The following is a 19,110-nucleotide window of genomic DNA, read 5'->3' as shown; positions in this document are numbered from 1 at the left end:
TAGTTATCCCCCCAACGCTAATTTTTTAAATCTATTAAGAATAATGATAGATCTGGCCATACGATAACAATAAAAAGGGAAAAAATCATTGCTATAAAATACGGTAATATTGCCTTAGATAAAGTTACTATCGATAAGCCAGATAATCCCGACCCAATAAATAAGTTCACTCCTAAAGGCGGTGTTATAAAGCCTATTGCTAAGTTAACAATCATCATAATTCCAAAATGAACGGGATCGTATCCTAAGCCAACTGCTATAGGCAGAAAAATAGGTGCAAGGATGATTATCGCAGCGACAGTCTCCATAAAAGTACCAACTATTAACAACATCACATTAATTAATAAAAGTATAACTAACGGGTTTTCAGATATATTAGATAAGGAAACAGCCATTTTTTGTGGAACTTGTTCAATGGTAAGTATTTTTCCAAAAGTGGTAGCTGTAGTAAGAATAAAAAATATCGTTGCGGAAGTTATAGCAGCTTTAACTAAGACAGAAGGAATACTGCTAATTTTCAATTCTTTATAAAAGAATGCTCCAATTATTAATCCTACTACCACTGCAATTACTGCTGCTTCAGTGGGGGTAAAGATTCCACCATAAATTCCTCCCAAAATAATAACGGGTATTAATAGAGCCCATTTTGCTTCATAGCCTTCTTTTAAAATATTTTTAATAGAAATTTTTCCTTCCGCGCCTTTATATCCTTTGATATTAGAGTAAATAACTGCCCATACTATTAAACACAACCCTATAAAAATACCTGGGAGAATTCCTGCTATGAACATATCCCCTATGGATGTATTTGTAGAGACCCCAAACATTATCATATCGATACTGGGTGGGATTATGACACCTAGAGAGCCTGCTGCTGCAACCGTGGCTGTTGCAAATTTCAAGTCATATCCTCTATTCACCATGGCAGGAATCATAATACTACCTATAGCAGCAACGGTTGCAGGGCCAGATCCAGAAATAGAAGCAAAAAACATACAAGTGACTATTGTAGCAACAGCGAAACCTCCAGTTTGATATCCAACAATTGAATTAGCAAAACGAAATAAACGATCAGAGATCCCCCCTTTACTCATCAATTCTCCAGCTAAAATAAAAAATGGAACAGCCATTAAGGGGAAAGAATCTATTGATGTCACTAAATTAGTAATAAAAAAATCAATTGTAGTGGCTCCACTAAATAATATACTTAATACAGTAGCAATCCCTAAAGAAACAGCAATAGGAATATTTAATAAAAGAAGAAGGAAAAATGTTCCAAACAGAATCCATAATATCATATTTATTCTTCCTTACTATATATATTTTTATTTATCTAATCTAAAACTTTTAAAATCACCAAATAGTTTTTGAAGCAACCTTATTGTTGTTAGCCCTAAGCCTAGAGGAATGATAGAATACAAAAATCCAACTGGTATATGTAATGCTGGAGAAGTTTGTCCTAAAGAAAACATCTTTTGGGCTACTCCAGCTCCATAGAATGTCAAATATAATGTAAACAACATAAAAATTATCGTTGAAAATATTTCTAAAATCTTTTTTTTCTTATCGTTTAATATATTCATTATTAAGTCAATTTTTATATGTTTATTAAGCTTAACTGCGTAACTAATACCAAAAAACACCATTAGTATGAAGCAATATCTCGTCAATTCTTCAGACCACGATATAGAGTCATTAAAGAGCGCTCTTAAAATTATTTGAGAAAAAGTAGAAACAATCATTATAGAGAAAAGAATTGAAATTAATATTACCTCTAAATATTGGTCAAGAAACTTTAGCACTTTCAAAAGTTCACTTCCTTTTATTACTTTCCTATTATTTTCGCAAGAAATATTTGTACACTTTTGAAAAAATTGACTATAGAGTGGAGTTTTATCCCCTTCTATAGTCAATAAAATTGTAAAATATTACTGGGCATCTTCTAAAGCCTTGTTTAAAAGTTCCAGCATTTCTTTATCAAATTCTTTTGAGTATTCGTCTAGTACAGGTTGGATAGTGTCTTTCATTTCTTGTAACGCTTCTGGACTTACAGTATTATATTCAATTCCTTCTTCTTGTAATTTTTCTACATATTCTTGTTCGCTATTTCTAGTTTCTTGTCTCTCAAAATCTCTAGCATTCATAGAAGCGTCTTTAATTATTTTTTGCTGCTCTTCATTCAAGCCTTCATAGAATTCTTTACTAACCAAGAAAACCCAAACTCCATAAAAATCATTCGTGGCTGACATATATTTTTGAGTTTCGTGGAACTTTGCTTCATAAATTTGCGAAGGTGGATTTGTTTGTCCATCAACAACACCTTGCTGTAACGATGAATATACTTCCCCAAATGCCATTGGAGTAGGATTAGCTCCCAATTCTTTGAAAACATCCAGAAGTATTTTATTCTCCATAGTTCGAATTTTTAACCCTTTTAAGTCTTCGACAGATTCGATTGGTCTTTCATTATTTGTTATATTATAAAATCCTTCCTCCCAATAGTTCAAACCTACTAGGTTAGATTCGTCTAATTTGGTTAACAAATTAGTTCCAAATTCACCATCTAATACTGAGTCCGCAACTTCTGTATTAGGAAATAAAAAAGGAAAGTTAAATATATTAAATTCTGGAACAAAGTTTGCTAAAGGAGCAGTCGATGGAATCGTAATTTCTTGTGAACCTAACTGCAAATTCTCAATCATTTGTTTGTCGTCGCCAAGTTGACCACTGTGATATGTTTCTACTATCATTTGTCCATTACTATTTTTTTCTACTTCTTCTTTAAATTTTAATAAAGCTTTATATTGTGGATGTTGATCGTTTAGTCCAACGCCAGCTTTCATTGTTATCACTTTTTCGCTTGCACTTCCAGTATTACCGTCACTATTATTTCCACAAGCTGAAGTAATTAGGAATACTAGTATAAGTATAAACAAGCCAAATATTTTCCTCATTTTTCAAGCCCCCTATTTTTTATATTGAAATGATTTCTATATCTTATCGATTCTTTCCACGGGCTTCGACAGAAATAATTCTTTCAAATTCGTTGTTCCTAAAGCCAAATAAGTTATCTGTCAAATTGACTACTGGACAAACATGATTTGGAATAATCTCCACTACATCGCCGATTTCCAAATTAGTATGACCCGTTACTTCCACAAATCCATGTTCTTCAGAAAGATTGTTTATTGTAAGGTTTTCATGACCTTTAATATATCCATATCCACCTCCTTTAAATGAATCATATGTCAAAGTCTTACTACCTGCATCAATTAACATACGATTATTGTTTGGTTTTGATACAATCGTTGCCCATATTGTCAAGGCACAATCGTTGATATTAGCTCCTCCAGCCCCCATTACCATTCGATCATTAAAAACGTACATACCCGCTCTTACTTCAGTAATAAAAGGTATATCTTTTATAAATCTTGCCGTGGCCGAGGCGCCTACGCTTATTTCCTTTATTATTATGTCTTTCTCTTTTAATCGATTTTTAACATCATTTAATTTAGTTGCTTCTTCTATTGCTATCTTTCTCATTTCTTCTTCGTTTTGCGCTTTATAAGCATGTCCTGTATGGCTCATCAAACCAATTACATCAATAAATGGTAATTCTGAAGTTTTATATATATGTTCTATACTTTCTTCAGGCATTCTGCCCATCCGTCCTAAACCTGTATCTATATCGAAGTATATGGGAACTTTTTTATTAAGCCTTGAGCCAACTTCATTAAGTCCTATTGCAATCTTGTAATCATCTAAACCCACAATTAGATTATTGTTTTCAAAAAGTTTCTGAAACCTCTCTAACTTTTTAGCACCAATTATCGGAAATGCGATTAATATATCTTTTATTCCGGAATTCGCCATAACTTCAGCTTCGCCTAGTGTTGCAGTAGTAATGCCACTTGCTCCAGCTTTTAATTGTTCATGAGCTATAAATGGACTTTTATGGGTTTTAGTATGAGGTCTTAACTTAACATTTGCTTCTTTGGCAAGTTGAGCTAACCATCGAATATTATCTTCCATTTTTTCTAAATTTACTTTTACTATCGGTGTATCTCCCATTAAATCTTGTTTTGACATTAGAATATCTTTCATCTCCCATCAAATTAATTATTTTTTATTCTCCACCAAACTTCGTTCATATGTTTCAAAAATAATTCTTTTATTTCTCTCTCTTCTCCTTTTTCAATTGCCTCAATTAAAACAATATGAGTGTCCGCTACAGTATCCAAATCCGGAAAATAGACCGTGTTAGTTTTAGCAGTAAAACGCATAATTTTTACTTTGATTTTATTCCATATTTCTAAAATAACTAGATTATTACAGTTCTCGTAAAAAAAACTATGGAATTTAATATCTAAGCTTATTAATTTGTAAATGTCATTAATTTCTGCCGCTTCTTTCATGCCTATATATAGACTTTTTAAGTAACTAATATTTGCTTCATTAATAGTTCTAAGCGTCTTTTCTACTGCGTAAGATTCTATTAATCTTCTTAATTCATATATCTCTTCTATTTCTTCTATTTTTACATCAGAAACCATAGATCCTTTGTTTGGTTTACTAATTACTAAATCTTCTTGTTTTAATCTTTCTAAGGCTTCCCTTACAGGTGCTTGACTAATTGAAAAATGTTCCGCTATATCACGCACCAATAATCTTTCTCCTACATTTAATTCTCCTTTAATAATTGCTTCTCTAAGGGAAAGATAAACTTTGTTACTTAAGGACGAATCTAAAGAAAATAGATTTAGTACTTCGAATCTACTCATTCATTTTCTTTCCTCCTTTTAAATTATCGATAATATGAGTATATACTTAAATAAATTAACTAGCAATAAAATTTTGAATTAATAGTAAATTTAACTTCATTCTTTTATACTGATTTTTTTTTATAAAATGAATCAATAGTGTTACGTTAGTTGAATGTTGATATCATTAAATTATTAAATATTCAAAATTTTTAAAACTAAAAAATGAAGCCCTTGTAATGGAAAGTTCAAGTGATTCCTGTCCAAATCCAATAAAAATGAGCTATATATGGCCGAGAATATATATATAATGATTTTACAAATGGGTTAGCCCCATAAACTCTTATAGAAACAAACGAAACTATGCCGATTCGCAAACTAGATTTTCAGATAAATAAAATAGTGACTCAGGCCTCTACACTGTTCTAGGTTACATGCCTAGCTCATAAAAATGGACATGCTTCAGGCGCTTAACGCCGTACTCGTGAGCTGCGACCTTATCTAAGGAGCCAAAATACGGGTTTGGCAACATGAAACATGTTACTTACCCTCCGTTAAATATTCCAAAAAAAGGAAGTATCCTTGTCTTACTTCCCGTTTTTGGAAGCTCGACTTATCAAGTGCGGTAGGCCTTGAAGAAAAATAGTTTGGAGAAATTACTGTCCACTTTCTCGAATTATGTCCAGTGCTCCTTACATATAATGCAGGCAACTTGTAAACTATTCTTAACTTTTCCGACATTACTTTCCGTTTACAGCTCCGCCATCAATATACAAAGGCGCCCCCATCATAAACTTCGACTCATCTGACGCTAAATACAGTGCAGCATAGGCGACATCTATCGGTTCTCCAAGTTCATCACTCAATTGCCGTTTTTTGATTGAATTTATAGTCTCTTTCGGATCCTTAGAATCTTTTACATATTTCTCCACAAAAGGTGTATAAATTGTTCCAGGCAACAAAGCATTTACACGCACATTATATTTGGCGTAATCTACTTGCATTGATTTAGTCAGGGATAAAATCGCACCTTTAGAAGCTGCATAAGAAGCTCGATTAGCTAATCCTATTTCCGCAATGCAAGAAGACATATTAATAATCGAACCAGCTCTTTGTTCAAGCATATAAGGGATAACAGATTTCGTAACTAAAAAAACGCCTGTTACATTAACATTAATTACCTTGTTCCAAGTATCCAATTCCACTTCATGGAGTTGACCTACGCCACTTATTCCAGCATTGTTAAATAGAATATCAATTCGTCCGTGCTTCTTAACCACCTCTTTTACTAAAAATTCTACATCTTCTACTTTAGTGACATCACCTTGAACGAATGAAGCATGCCCTTTATTTGAAGTGATTTCATTCACCGTTTTCTTCCCGTCTTCTAGATTCAAATCATTTAGAATCACAATGGCGCCTTCTTTGGCGAATAAAATAGCCGTTTCTTTTCCGATTCCTGATCCTGCTCCTGTAATAATAACGATTTTATCTTTTAATCTCATATTAATCCCCTCACTATTTTAATATCAGGAATACACCCTCTACTTAAATTTTTAAAACAAAGAGCTTGCTTTTTTGATCTGTCTAGACGAAACTTTGCAATTCCTTTATCACATTTTAAGCCGCTTTCATCACTATGATAGTGGTGTTTTATCAGTCGCCGAACCTATAGTGACATCGGTACAACTTGAGACATCTTTAGTAGCGGATTATCGATTAGAAGCGAATCCATGTCACGGTAGATTATGCCGTATTTTTCTTCAATCTCTGATTTAGGTTTGTTGCTGTTATAAAGAATACTCATTTTTAAAACTAAAACAGCCAGTCTGGTTTTCTTCTCTTCGATAATACCCATTGTTGCGTGGTGTACGTTTTTGTCGCGTAGATCGCTTGCCTATATATTGTACTCTTACCTTGTTTCACATAACCTTTTAGTTCCATGGCTCTCGTACCGCAACCAGGACTAAAGTGAATAACAAGTCTGGCAATGATTCGTTTAAAATTTATCTTGGATGAGTGCCTAAAAAAAATTAGATCTCAATAACTTCAAGATTTAAAGTTTTATCCTCTACGTAAGAAATGCTGATATATTTCGTTTACGGAACCTCTTCTATAAAGTCTTCGATAATTTTAGTATGCTAAACAAGTAACCATCAACAACTTTTTCTTCTAAGAGGATTTCATGTGAAGTTGGTATACATTGTTCGAAATTTGTATCCACATTGCTACTCTATGTAGCTTCACTCTCAGGTTGAAATGGTAGCCCATTATATATTTTCGGTTTCATAAAATCCCTCATATTATTTAGAATTAAACTTTCAAGCCCTTAGTCCATCAATAAGCCGCCGTTCACTTCGATAATTTCCCCAGTAACATAACTTGCCAAATCTGAAGCTAAATATAGGGCGGCACCTGCCACCTCTTCTGCTGTCCCTTCACGGCCAAGCGGTATATTAGAAGCCATTTTTTCGCGAAGTGCGACCGTCGAATACCGGTCATGAAGAGGTGTATTGATAACTCCAGGAGCTATCCCGTTAACGCGAATATTGTTTTCTATCATCTCTTTTGCCAGTCCTCTTGTAAACGTGCTGACTGCTCCTTTTGCTGCTGCATAAAGCACTCCTCCAGGACCCCCACCAGTTCTCGCCGCGATGGAGGTCATATTGATTATCACTCCCTTTCTCTGTTCTTTCATGAGAGGCAAAACAGATTGTGTCACATGAATAACTGAAGTGAAATTAACATTGAGAATTTTTTCCAGAGTATCAATTTCAATTTCTTCAATTTTCACTCTCTTTATCATCGTGCCGGCATTATTAATTAAGACATCAATGCGGCCAAACTTATTTCTGATTTCTTCTGTCATACGGTTAACTTGATTCCTGTCAGTGAGATCTCCTATGACTAAAAGGCTATTGCCTCCTTTTCTACTGACCTCTTCACGGGTTTTTTCTGCTTCCACCTTATTAGTATTGCCATGGACAACTACATGTGCCCCATTTTCTGCAAATTTTACTGCAATTGCTCTACCTATACCTGTACTGCTTCCTGTCACCCATACTACTTTGTTATCAAATGAAAACATATTTCATCCTCCTTAAATTAATGTGCTGTTCTTTATTTTTTGTATATTTAGCCTAGAACGGAATTGGTTAGCGTACCAATCTTTTCGATAGTTACACTCATCTTATCTCCATCTTTCAGCCAAACTTTTGGTTTCCTGCCCATTCCTACACCTGGAGGAGTTCCGGTAGCAATTAAATCACCTGGCTTTAATGTTATCGATTGTGTTAAATATGATATTATCTGAGGGATGGTGAAAATCAGATTACTAGTGTTCGAATTTTGCATCACTACACCATTAAGCTCTAAACTTATTGCGAGCTCATAAGGATTATCCACTTCATCTCTCGTCACGATTATCGGGCCGGTTGGTGCAAAGGTATCAGCCGTTTTTCCGCGTGACCACTGACCGTCAGCAAATTGTTGATCGCGAGCGCTGATGTCGTTTATTATTGTATAGCCAAATACATAATCGTTTGCATCAGCTTCTGACACGTATTTAGCTTCTTTTCCTATAACAATCGCCAATTCAGCTTCAAAATCTACTTCATTTGAATTACTTGGGATTTCAACTGTGTCATTATGACCGATAATGGCATTTGCATATTTCGAGAAAATGACTGGAGATTTGGGCGGGTCCATGCCCGTTTCTTTACAATGGTCCAAATAATTCAACCCAACACAGATAATTTTCTCTGGTTCCGGAATTGGGGCAAGATAAGTAATATCTGACAGTGCAAATCGGAAATTTTTATTCTTACCTTCTATAATCAGCTGTGCTGCTTTCTGTTGCAAAGCACCCCCCCTTTATGAATGTTTTAAGACATGGCGGGAATTCATCTGGGCTAAGCGCCGTCAAACTAATGATTTCTTCTTCTTCCACTACACCTATATGCTGTTCTGCCTGATATGAGAATGCCGCTATTTTCATCTATAATCTCTCCTTTTTTATTTTTCCTATTTCTTTTAATCCTCTTAGTACTATGAACCGGCTATTAAACAGACTGAGTTTGAAATGCGAAAACAGCTTGATGAATCATCGATGATTGCTCCAACCATTAACCTTCTTAAACAAACCTAATTGACATTTTTAATTCACTTTAAAAAAACCTAAAATGCTAATTTACCCGTTATGCTATACATATTCTACGCCCAAAACCCGTAAAACATTAAGTTCTATGGTCGTAATAAAAGCTGGCTGAATTCCGTACGGCGTTTGGTTTGAATAGGATAAATCTTTCCTTATCTACTAAGGTAATTTCTTTATAAGGTCGACAAAATTAAAACATTCTTAAAGGAGCCAAACCATACCACTCATATTTTAAGATTAACTGTAAAGCTAGTGCTTGAGAAACGAAAAATAATCTTGTATCGGATAAAATAAGAATTGTTTTAATATTTCTTTACTTTCTATGGTTTCGACTCCTTAACCAGAAAAACATCGCTAGATTTTCTCCGATGATACCTTTACTTCAGTTGGCCGATTAGGTATCACCCCTCATATGCCTTATTACAATGGATTACAGCTCCAGAAGAAGAATATTCCGGTGCTAGTCGGTACAGCATGGAAGTAACATTCACCCTTAAATTTAGCGGAATATTTTGAAAAAGAAATTCGTAACTATCCCAGAGAACAATAGGTAGATATATTAGTTTTCATCGGTGTATAGATACGCATTAAAATTTTCTGCGCTATGCTATCAATTATTCGAAATTTAGTAAAAAAGCCTCCAGTCGTTTACTAGAATCTATAGCTACTTTTTGTTTAAAAAACTCTTCTTAAATAGAAAAATTATAAGCATTCCAGCCGAAACCTTTGATACTTATGTATTTTTGAATTTCTGATTAACAGATACTTTTAGTCTCCTCTGTAAAGATTTAAAAACCCGAAATCTTAAAAAAACTTTTAAACAAACAGGTTTTTACTTAGTTTTTTTTGTAAACCGTTTTATTAGATTAAAGAATAAAAGACTTCTAAACTTGGAAATCTCTTATTTCAATCTGCTTATCTGCCTTTTATGAAAACCGTTTTGATGACAGTTTAAACTTCTTTCGCCGCTTCGCCTTGCTCGCGTGAACTCGAACTCAATCCTTTCATGTCTCCGAAAGGAGCTTGCAGTTCAACACCACAACAGAGTACGTTAACTACTCAACTAATAACAAAAAGAACCTATTTGACGTATACTTAACACAAGGTGCATATCCCCCTGCCTGTTGACTATTCTCATATCTCGAGATGCTGCAAGAAGAACCTTTTTTATATGAAGAACAATAAGACAGAAAGATCCACCCTAATAAGATTCGCATTCTTGTAAAAGGTAGAATATCGAATAAGGTGGTGTTTAAAGTGGTACAAGAAATGAGATGTGTTCGCTGTCATATTGAACTACGTAAATAACATTATTTTCGGCTGAAGGCTGAGCGACAATAAAGATTAAAATCCTAGCTTATGCCGAAACTTAATATCGAAGAAATATATTAAAATCATATGCAAAACTAACAAGGAAACTGCATATTAACGCTTCTTTACTGTAAGCGCATAATAGCATCGGATTTTCATTATTTTCGGAATTTATGGAAGCTATCGACAAAATAAGACTATTTCATTCGATCAAATTTAAATTAATAAAACGTTTAAAAAATCAATATAGGTATGTAAATGTAATTTGCCATGGTCGAAAGAGGCTTTTTACTAGGCCTTTCCCAATTTTTCCAGTACAAAATTTATTAAGACGTATGCAAGACAAGAAGAACTACTTGGATGGAAATTGTCGTTTTTACATTTCTGTAAGCTACCCCTTTTTGCCATCGTTTTTTCTCAAATGATATCTTTAATATTCTTAACAAATATGAAAACTTTCGTTTACTTAATCCCAGTATCAGAAAAAGCATTTTACTTTTTAGCTTCTTCCTTTTTGTATTCTCTTGATAAACTCTTTGGAAATTTCGGTCAAAACGTCATAACGTTCTTCCGCAATCGCATTGCTGTCAACCAGTGAACCACCTACGCCCACCGCTACTGCACCACCTTTAATAAATGATTCAACGTTATCAAGATTCACTCCGCCGGTCGGCATCATCGGGATATGGCCTAAAGGTCCTTGTAAATCCTTAATATAACTTTCTCCTAACGCAGCGCCAGGAAAAATTTTTAACAAATCTGCACCTGCTGAATATGCTTGAACGATTTCAGTAGGCGTCATGACACCTGGAATGGAAATCTTGCCATGACGATTGGTTATTTGAATCGTTTCAACATCAAAACTTGGACAGAAAATAAAATCCGATCCTGCGTCTATTGCACTTTTCGCTGAAACCGCATCTAATACTGTCCCTGCACCCACTAGTATTCGATTCTTGTATTTCTTCTTTAAATCTCTAATCATTTCCAAAGCCCCCGGCGTGTCCAATGTAATTTCCAGCGCTCCTGTCCCACCTTCAACAAGCGCTTCTGAAATATATTCTATTTGGGGTTGCTTTGGTCTACGGATAACCGCAATAAGTCCAGATTCTTTCAATTGAATTAAATTTTCCCATTTTTTCATTATTCGGGTCCTCCTTAAGTTAACGCTTTACATCAGGTACGTTCTCCGTTGGTTTCATAAATTTTTCGACAGCTTCAAAAGTTGGCAAGCCTTCAATATCTCCGCTCACTCCAATTACCATCGCTCCTATAGCATTTGCCCGTCTGACGACTTGCTGCATAGGTTCCTGACGTAGGATGCCACTGATAATGCCGGCTGCAAATCCATCACCCGCACCTACTGGATCAACAACTTTATCAACTTTGAATCCATCAATGTATATTTTTTCTGACATTGAACGCAGATAAGCGCCTTTATGACCCAGTTTAATAACAATGATTTTATCGCTGTCTTTAATTAATGCTTCTGCTATCGCTTCGGCGCCTGTCTCACCTGTCATTAATTGCCCTTCATCGAGGCCTGGAAGGACTACATCGGCCTTTTCGGCGATCTCATTGAATACTTCTTTTGCACGTTCAGCAGACCAGAGTTTCAATCGGAGATTCGGATCAAAGACAATCATCGTGCTATTTTGTTTTGCGACTTCAATGGCTTTCATAACTGTGCGATAACTGCTTGTACTCAATGCAGGAGTTATCCCGCTAATATGGAGAATTTTGGAGCGAGCAATAGCTGTTATATCTAAATCAGCAGGTTCCATCAAACTGGCAGCAGAGTCTTTACGATAGTAATGGATATTCATATTTTCCGGTGACAATTGTTCTTTAAAAAACAAACCGGTAGGAGCTTTGTCAGTAAATTGGCAAGAAGATGTATCAACTCCTTCTCCACGGATACTTTTTAGGATAAAACGGCCGAAAGGGTCATTTCCTAATTTGCTAAACCATCCTACAGAGTGACCCAACCGAGTTAATCCAATGGCTACATTCGATTCCGCGCCTCCAATTTTTTTAGGAAACTGATGCACATATTCAAGAGGAATCATTTGCTCCGGCTGAAAAAGAACCATAGTTTCACCAAAAGTAAATACATCTAATTTCTTCATCATACACAACCTTATATATATATTCCTTACTTTCAATACCTAAATGCATGACTATATTCAAAAAAGGTAAAACAGCGCACCAATCTTCAATCGACATAATAAAAGATTTAAATTCCAAATGTATTCCACTGTATACTCGAGCTCTTGTCTTCTATTTTCTCCTGAAATTTCAAATAGTTTTCTTACAAATGTTATTCGGAAGACGCTTTTATAGCTGTGCTCTAAGTAATTATCATATCCACTTTTCGACAAACGCGCTTCCGCAAAATTTATAGCAAATTGATACAATCATTTACTCGCAAAAGTGTCACCTTCGAGAGAACGAGGACGCATCAATGGTGATCTAATATTGAACGTAAAGAAGGAATTTGAAGTATTACACGTCTTGTTTTCAATTTAGGAGAAAATTTCATAGCCAGCTTTAACATTTCCACGCCCATCACTGTAAAATGCGGCAATTCCCTGTTTTTACCACCGCGTCTTGGCCGAAAGATATGCACGAGGGTTCATATAAGACCAGATTAATCATCTGATCATGCAGGCTTTCCTAAGATCATGAAAAACTAGCAGTAAGAATTCCGAAATTGCCAGCCTCCCCATTTCACGAAAGTAGCGGTGGGAGGTAAGACTAATAATATTAAGGCTCTACAGCTCCGACATTACTCTACATAGAATCAAATCCGAAGCATCTTTGTAAACAACGAATTCTACAGGCATATGACGAGGAGCTTATATTTTCAATGGCTCTTTCCAATCCCATTGTTCAAAATCTTCAATAAAGTTAACAATCTCGTTGCAAATGTAATCGAATAATTCTTGACCTCTCTCTTTAGAAGCTTTACTTGGTTCGCCGATTACTCCTTCTTCACTTATCTCTGAAAAATCAAAAGCTGTTAGAACAGTACCACTGTTAGCTATGTCATTACTTATATTTTTGGAAGCAGGACTCCAGATATTATCCTTAATAAGATTTTTATGAACAAGTTTTTCCGATAAATATAACATTAAAGCTGTTTCCATTTCGCAACCATGGTTAATTCCACCGAAATTAGATTTTCGCCATTTATTAATGTATTCTAGAGCAAAATCCCAATAAGAAGCTGTCACTGTGCGAATGCTAAGAGAAAAAGTCATATCTGCAACCACACTCTTTAGCAGGTTAGCGTTACCTCCATGCCCGTTCAACAATATTATTTTTCTGAAACCATGATGCCACAAGCTTTCACAAGTATCCCGAATCACTGCATTAAAGGTATCCATTTTAAGAGTAATACTTCCTTCAAATTGCATATGATGAGGAGAAAAACCTGTCCATATAGTTGGAGTAATCACAACAGGACTGTTTAAAGATTCACATCGTTTACATACCTCCTCAGCAATAAACGTTACTAACCTCATATCTGTATCTAAAGGAAGGTGATTACCATGCTGTTCAAACGCTGCGGTAGGAACTATTACAATTGCATTACTTTCGACTAATTCTTTTGCATCTTCCCATCTTTTTTCACCAAGTAAAATTGTCAATTAAATCCCTCCAATACATTGAGTCTTTGAAATAAACGCATCTAGAAAGCTATATAGTTTTCTTTTTAATTTTTTGCAACTAAGTTTGGTTCGCTCGAGCTTACCACAGCACCTCAGTTTTTTAATCGAAACATTATCGATTAACTTTCTAGGCAAAAGCATTTCAGCTAATTAAAGATGTTGCTGTTTATCAAACTTTCGTCACAACTTTTCACCTTCCTTTCAGCAAAGTTCAATCACCGCATCTCTTGTATTCAATTCAATAGAGAGTGCGCTTAGTTCTCTTAGAACAGCTATAATTTTGTCAACTATTTTAATTTGTGCACACTTTCACAAACATAGTCTCATAACCAGCGCATGTTACCTCCCTATTTGAGATTTAGTATTTTTAGAGTTTTCTTTATTTCATGGGTTGTGATTTTACTTGTCCTTATTTAAATAAAGACTTAAATTATGAATTTCGAAACAAAGAGAGACATCACTCTCTTTGCTTCATAAAAAAGTACTTTATGGTCTATCTAAAAGACTATTTAAGAGATGCTTTCCAGGATATTTCCCAGTCGTCTTCCCAATTTCAACTACTTGTTCACCATTAATATAAACAAATTTTATACCTTCTGGATAAACACGTGGTTTTTCAAATGTTGCTAAATCTTTAATATTATTACTTGAAAAAACAACTAAATCAGAAACATAACCAGTCTGAATGCGCCCCCTCTTTTTTAAGTTAAATCTTTCTGAAGGTAACGAAGTCATTTTTCTAACGCCTTCTTCTAACGAAAACAAATCTTTGTCTCTTGAATAATGGCCAAGCACTCTTGGAAAAGTTCCGTAATGTCGAGGGTGAATAATTTTAGAATCCAAAGGTAATCCATCGGATCCTATCATAGACCATTTCCAACTCAATGCTTCTTGGACGTCTTCTTCAGCCATTTGAAAAAGAATAATACTCGCTTTCCCTTCTTCCTCCTCTATTAGTTGAAGTAAGCATTCATCCAAAGGTTCATTTTTTCTCTCTGCTATTTGACTTAAACTCATACCCTCATAAATTAAATTTGAAATATTGCGTAACCCACAAACTCGAATTCTTTCATAACCAATACCTAAAAGGTTATTCTCCATCTGTCCCCAAGGCTTCTTTAACTCAAATTTAATTTGCTTTCTCAACGCGGGATTTTGAAGTCTACGAAGTAATTGTTGAGTACCTCCCTCGATAGCCCATAATGGGATGAGGGAAACTATTGTTGTACTCCCTGCTGGATAAGGGTAAACATCACAAGTAATATCTACTCCTTCCGATCGCTTTCTATCGAGTTTCTCTATTATACTTGGTAACTTCCCAAAATTACTTAAGCCTACAGATTTCAGGTGACTAATATGGAGTGACACCTCTGCCTCTTCTCCTATTGTAAAAAACTCATCCATTGATTCTATAAGACTATTTCCCTCACTTCGCAAATGACAATTAAGAACTCCCCCGAACTTTCCTACAACTTTACCAAGCGCTACCAGTTCTTCTTTGTCTGCATAACTCCCTGGGGCATACATAAGACCTAAGGATAATCCCACAGCTCCTGCTTCCATTGCTTCACTTACAATACCCACCATTAGATCAATCTCTTTTTTAGTAGCTGACCTTCCATCAAACCCCATCACAGCTGACCGAACAGCACCATGTGCCACTTGACTAACAGTATTAACTGTCTTTGGTGCTTTTATTAAACGTTCAATATAATCATCAAAACTTTTCCAATCCCATTTACCAGTAAATCGTCCAAGAACAGGTTCTGAATAATTACGTAATGCATCTAGATCGTTACCAACTGGAGCACAGCCGTGTCCACAATTCCCTAACACTGCCGTAGTTACACCCTGAAACAATTTCGGAGCATGACTTCCATCCTCTAAGATTGCTAAATCATCATGCGTGTGTGCATCTATAAACCCTGGACTAACACAAGATCCCTCTACATTAACCGTTGTTAAACTCTCTTCTTCTATAACAGGAGAAACTTTTACAATTTTATTATCTTTAATTGCAATTGATCCAATATATGACTTAGCGCCACTACCATCTATTATTCTTCCATTAGTAAGTAATAAATCATACATGTTAATAACACCTCCAAAAAGGCGTTGGAACCTATCACTTAGATATAATAGGTTCCAATTCCTCTTAGTTTCTACCAAATGGATATTTTTCACTTGAAATGAAAGATTTGTTTAATCCTCCAACTACAATTCATTATTGGGCCAGCAAACTCGAAATCCAGATATTTTTTATGTTAAGTAGGAATGTTTAGAATTCGGCGAACCGAATCTATATCATTCACGTTATCGATATAATGTATATTATTATCCATTTTCTGATATATATTCATATCTTTAAAACCATGACCTGTAATTAAACAAACAACGCGACTGTTAGGGTCAATCATATTTTTTTCATATAATTTTTTCAATGCTGCTAATGGGGCTGCACCTGTGGGTTCCGCAAATATTCCTTCAAGTTGAGATAAATCTTGCATTGCTTTCTTTATTTCTTCATCTGTAACTGAAATGGCGACACCTTTACTCTCCCTAATTAATTTCAAGGTATACGTCCCATCTTTTTCATATCCAATTAATGGGTCTGAAATACCAGAAGCTATTGTATTTGACCCTTCCCATGCTGAAACAATTTCTTGATCAGATTCAAAGGCAGATACTATTGGTGAACAACCTTCAGCTTGTACCCCGATAAGTTTCGGAATGGTTGCTCCAACACTTTTTAATGATTTATTTAGTTCACTGTAGCCTTGATATAACCCTTTTAATAATGGTCCCGCGCCAACAGGAATTAATACATAGTCTGGCATCTCACCTTTAAGTTGATTATCCAATTCATATGCTACAGTTTTCAATGCATCTGTTCCGTATGGATTAAGAAATGTTGTGCTCAAATTACAAAACCCATAGTTTTCTGACAAGTCTTTCGCTAACTTGTAAGAGTCACTATAATGTCCTTTAACAAGGAGAACTGTTGCGCCATAAGATAATATTTGTACTATCTTTTCTTTTGGAGTGCTCTGCGGAGCCAAAATCACAACCTCAATCCCACTTTTTGCTGCATAAGCAGCTGCAGATGCACCTGCATTACCACTTGATGCACAGACTACTTTTTCATAGCCAAATTCTTTCGCTTTACTTATGGCTGTACTAATCAATCTATCTTTAAAAGACCCTGTTGGATTAACAGTCTCATCTTTAAAATAGAGCTCCCCTTGAAAGCCATCTAATTCTTTCTTATACCTGTCAGAAAAATGTAGTGGTGTTCCACCTTCATGTAAGCTAATAATATTATCGTGATGTTCAACTGATAACTGGGACGAGTACCGCCACATAGTATTTGACAAGTTTGCATTGAAAGAATTAGAGTCATTCTTGACAAAATCTTTTTCATAGTATACTTCTAATATTCCGTCACACTTAATACAGGAATATAGCATTTCTGGGGGATAGGTTTCAGCACAATTAATACACTTCAGTTTCATACTATTGACCCCTCCTTTACAACTATTAACATCGGTCCTAACACATCTCTTAATTCAGCAAAATATAAATGTCACTTAATATCTAAGAACTTCACCCTTACCCTCACTAGTAATCTCTCCATTTTCTACTGTTAAATGCCCATTAACAATTACATAATTTATTCCAACAGGTTCTTGAAGCGGGTCTTCGAACGTAGCTTTATCTTCAATCTTTTCAGGGTCAAACACGACGATGTCAGCAAAATAATTTTCGCGAAGAAGACCTCTATCTTTTAAACGTAGTAACTGAGCTGCCTTACCCGTCATACTATGAATTGCATTTGATAAAGATATAGTTTCTAATTCTCGAACATAACGCCCCAATACTCGCGGGAAGGATCCATATAGTCTGGGGTGCGGTTTCCCACCAAAAATCCCATCAGAACCTACGATATACAAAGGACTTTTCATGGCCTTGACAATATCAATCTCTCTCCCCCAATGGAGTACCATCGTAGCATTCCCTTCCTCTTCTAATAGGAGGTCCATAGCTGCATCTGCAGGTTCTTTGTTTTTCAAGTTAGCTATTTCTAAGACACTCTTTCCTTCTACAGATTTATTTCTCTCTGTCCCTGTTGCTGATATAATAATATTTTCCCACCCACAACTATAAATAGGATTTTCATAGTTTATGTTGTTTTCAAAATCATATTTAATTTTTTCTCTAGACTCAGGATCCCTGAGCCTATCAAGCATTTTTTCAGCCCCACCTGCATGCACCCAAGGAGGAAGAATAGAATGGAGAACAGTTGATGCAGCTGTATATGGATATTGATCAAATGTAACTTCAATGCCTTCAAAACGTGCTAAATCCAATTTTTGTAAGGCTATTTCATATTTATAACTGTTTTTTAAACCGACACTTTTAAAATGTGATACATGGAGTCTTACACCAGTCTGTCTTGCCACATCAATTACTTCATCTAGCGAGTCAAGCAAAGTAGTACTTTCATTTCGGATATGTACTACGAAGCACCCATCATATTTTGCTGCTCCTTTACATATTTCAATGAGTTCTTGTTTGTTTGAATATGAATTTGGAGGATAAATCAAACCTGTTGAAACACCATATGCTCCTTGTCGCATACCTTCTTCTACTAGTTCACGCATTTTTGTCATTTCTTTTTTTGTACTTTCACGGCCTTCAAAGCCCATAGCAAGTGTTCTTACTGCTCCATGTGGCACTAAATATGTGACATTCCCTAATAGATGATGTTCTTCAAGAAATTTTAAATATTCTGAGATACTGTTCCATTTCCAATCGCCTATTGTACCGTTTAACCCTTCTAATTGTTTCTGCCATAAGGGCTTCGTTTCTTCTGATACAGGTGCAACTGAAATCCCGTCTTGTCCTAATAGCTCAGTAGTAACGCCTTGTAAAACTTTGATTTTATGCACATCAGGTTTTGTACATAATAAATCAGAGTGCACGTGTGTATCAATAAATCCAGGTGCAACTGCTAATCCTTCTGCGTCTATTTCCTTCTTAGCAGATTCAGTATTTAATTTCCCTATTTTTACAATCTTTCCATCTTTAACAGCAATGTCTAAATTTGTCCAAGGATTTCCACTGCCATCAAATAATCTTCCATTTCTTATAATAATATCGTACATACATAACACTCCTTTTGATAAATTGACAAAAATTCGTTTTAATT

General features: G+C 35.3%; 15 protein-coding genes and 1 pseudogene. All 16 read right to left on the bottom strand.

The window, feature by feature from the left end:
- Positions 1-17: 17 nt before the first annotated feature.
- The 16 genes and pseudogenes from IQ294_RS08975 to IQ294_RS08905 all read right to left on the bottom strand — a co-directional run bounded on the left by IQ294_RS08975 (position 18) and on the right by IQ294_RS08905 (position 19,066).
- Positions 18-1,298, bottom strand: a complete 1,281-nt coding sequence (locus IQ294_RS08975) for a TRAP transporter large permease (protein ID WP_203333696.1) — start codon at positions 1,296-1,298, stop codon at positions 18-20.
- A 27-nt stretch (positions 1,299-1,325) separates the two neighbouring features.
- The gene (locus tag IQ294_RS08970; protein ID WP_349291346.1) at positions 1,326-1,802 is read right to left on the bottom strand and encodes a TRAP transporter small permease; all 477 of its coding nucleotides are present in this window, start codon (positions 1,800-1,802) and stop codon (positions 1,326-1,328) included.
- 126 nt (positions 1,803-1,928) lie between these two features.
- Positions 1,929-2,954: a TRAP transporter substrate-binding protein gene (locus IQ294_RS08965; protein ID WP_203333694.1), complete on the bottom strand. Its 1,026-nt coding sequence runs from the start codon at positions 2,952-2,954 to the stop codon at positions 1,929-1,931.
- Between the two features lie 43 nt (positions 2,955-2,997).
- The gene (locus tag IQ294_RS08960; RefSeq protein ID WP_203333693.1) at positions 2,998-4,089 is read right to left on the bottom strand and encodes an alanine racemase; all 1,092 of its coding nucleotides are present in this window, start codon (positions 4,087-4,089) and stop codon (positions 2,998-3,000) included.
- Positions 4,090-4,115: 26 nt separating this feature from the next.
- Positions 4,116-4,781 carry a GntR family transcriptional regulator gene (locus tag IQ294_RS08955; protein WP_203333692.1) on the bottom strand — a complete coding sequence of 222 codons (666 nt, stop codon included), beginning with the start codon at positions 4,779-4,781 and terminating at the stop codon, positions 4,116-4,118.
- 719 nt (positions 4,782-5,500) lie between these two features.
- A complete protein-coding gene (locus IQ294_RS08950; protein ID WP_203333691.1) occupies positions 5,501-6,265 on the bottom strand; it encodes an SDR family NAD(P)-dependent oxidoreductase in 765 nt (254 codons plus the stop codon).
- 824 nt (positions 6,266-7,089) lie between these two features.
- The gene (locus IQ294_RS08945) at positions 7,090-7,848 is read right to left on the bottom strand and encodes an SDR family NAD(P)-dependent oxidoreductase (RefSeq protein WP_203333690.1); all 759 of its coding nucleotides are present in this window, start codon (positions 7,846-7,848) and stop codon (positions 7,090-7,092) included.
- Between the two features lie 47 nt (positions 7,849-7,895).
- Positions 7,896-8,621: a fumarylacetoacetate hydrolase family protein gene (locus IQ294_RS08940; protein ID WP_203333689.1), complete on the bottom strand. Its 726-nt coding sequence runs from the start codon at positions 8,619-8,621 to the stop codon at positions 7,896-7,898.
- Complete coding sequence (locus IQ294_RS08935) at positions 8,584-8,757, bottom strand: hypothetical protein (protein WP_203333688.1); 174 nt, start codon at positions 8,755-8,757, stop codon at positions 8,584-8,586. Before IQ294_RS08935 ends, IQ294_RS08940 begins: the two co-directional genes overlap by 38 nt.
- Before the next feature lie 1,110 nt (positions 8,758-9,867).
- Positions 9,868-9,960, bottom strand: a pseudogene (locus tag IQ294_RS16495) (hypothetical protein); the annotation flags it as partial.
- Positions 9,961-10,726: 766 nt separating this feature from the next.
- Positions 10,727-11,371, bottom strand: a complete 645-nt coding sequence (locus IQ294_RS08930; RefSeq protein ID WP_203333687.1) for a bifunctional 4-hydroxy-2-oxoglutarate aldolase/2-dehydro-3-deoxy-phosphogluconate aldolase — start codon at positions 11,369-11,371, stop codon at positions 10,727-10,729.
- A gap of 19 nt (positions 11,372-11,390) precedes the next feature.
- Positions 11,391-12,356 carry a sugar kinase gene (locus tag IQ294_RS08925; protein WP_203333686.1) on the bottom strand — a complete coding sequence of 322 codons (966 nt, stop codon included), beginning with the start codon at positions 12,354-12,356 and terminating at the stop codon, positions 11,391-11,393.
- Between the two features lie 729 nt (positions 12,357-13,085).
- Positions 13,086-13,880 carry a creatininase family protein gene (locus IQ294_RS08920; protein WP_203333685.1) on the bottom strand — a complete coding sequence of 265 codons (795 nt, stop codon included), beginning with the start codon at positions 13,878-13,880 and terminating at the stop codon, positions 13,086-13,088.
- Between the two features lie 507 nt (positions 13,881-14,387).
- Positions 14,388-15,992, bottom strand: coding sequence for an N-acyl-D-amino-acid deacylase family protein (locus IQ294_RS08915; RefSeq protein ID WP_203333684.1), 1,605 nt, complete (start codon positions 15,990-15,992; stop codon positions 14,388-14,390).
- A 173-nt stretch (positions 15,993-16,165) separates the two neighbouring features.
- On the bottom strand, positions 16,166-17,413 hold the full coding sequence (locus tag IQ294_RS08910) for a threonine synthase (RefSeq protein ID WP_203333683.1): 1,248 nt from the start codon (positions 17,411-17,413) through the stop codon (positions 16,166-16,168).
- 75 nt (positions 17,414-17,488) lie between these two features.
- Positions 17,489-19,066, bottom strand: coding sequence for an N-acyl-D-amino-acid deacylase family protein (locus IQ294_RS08905; protein WP_203333682.1), 1,578 nt, complete (start codon positions 19,064-19,066; stop codon positions 17,489-17,491).
- Positions 19,067-19,110 lie beyond the last annotated feature (44 nt).

The organism is Planococcus beigongshangi, from assembly GCF_016820495.1.
GTDB lineage: Bacteria > Bacillota > Bacilli > Bacillales_A > Planococcaceae > Planococcus > Planococcus beigongshangi.
Note: the sequence above shows the minus strand (reverse complement) of the source record. Positions and strands in the feature narration are given on the sequence as shown.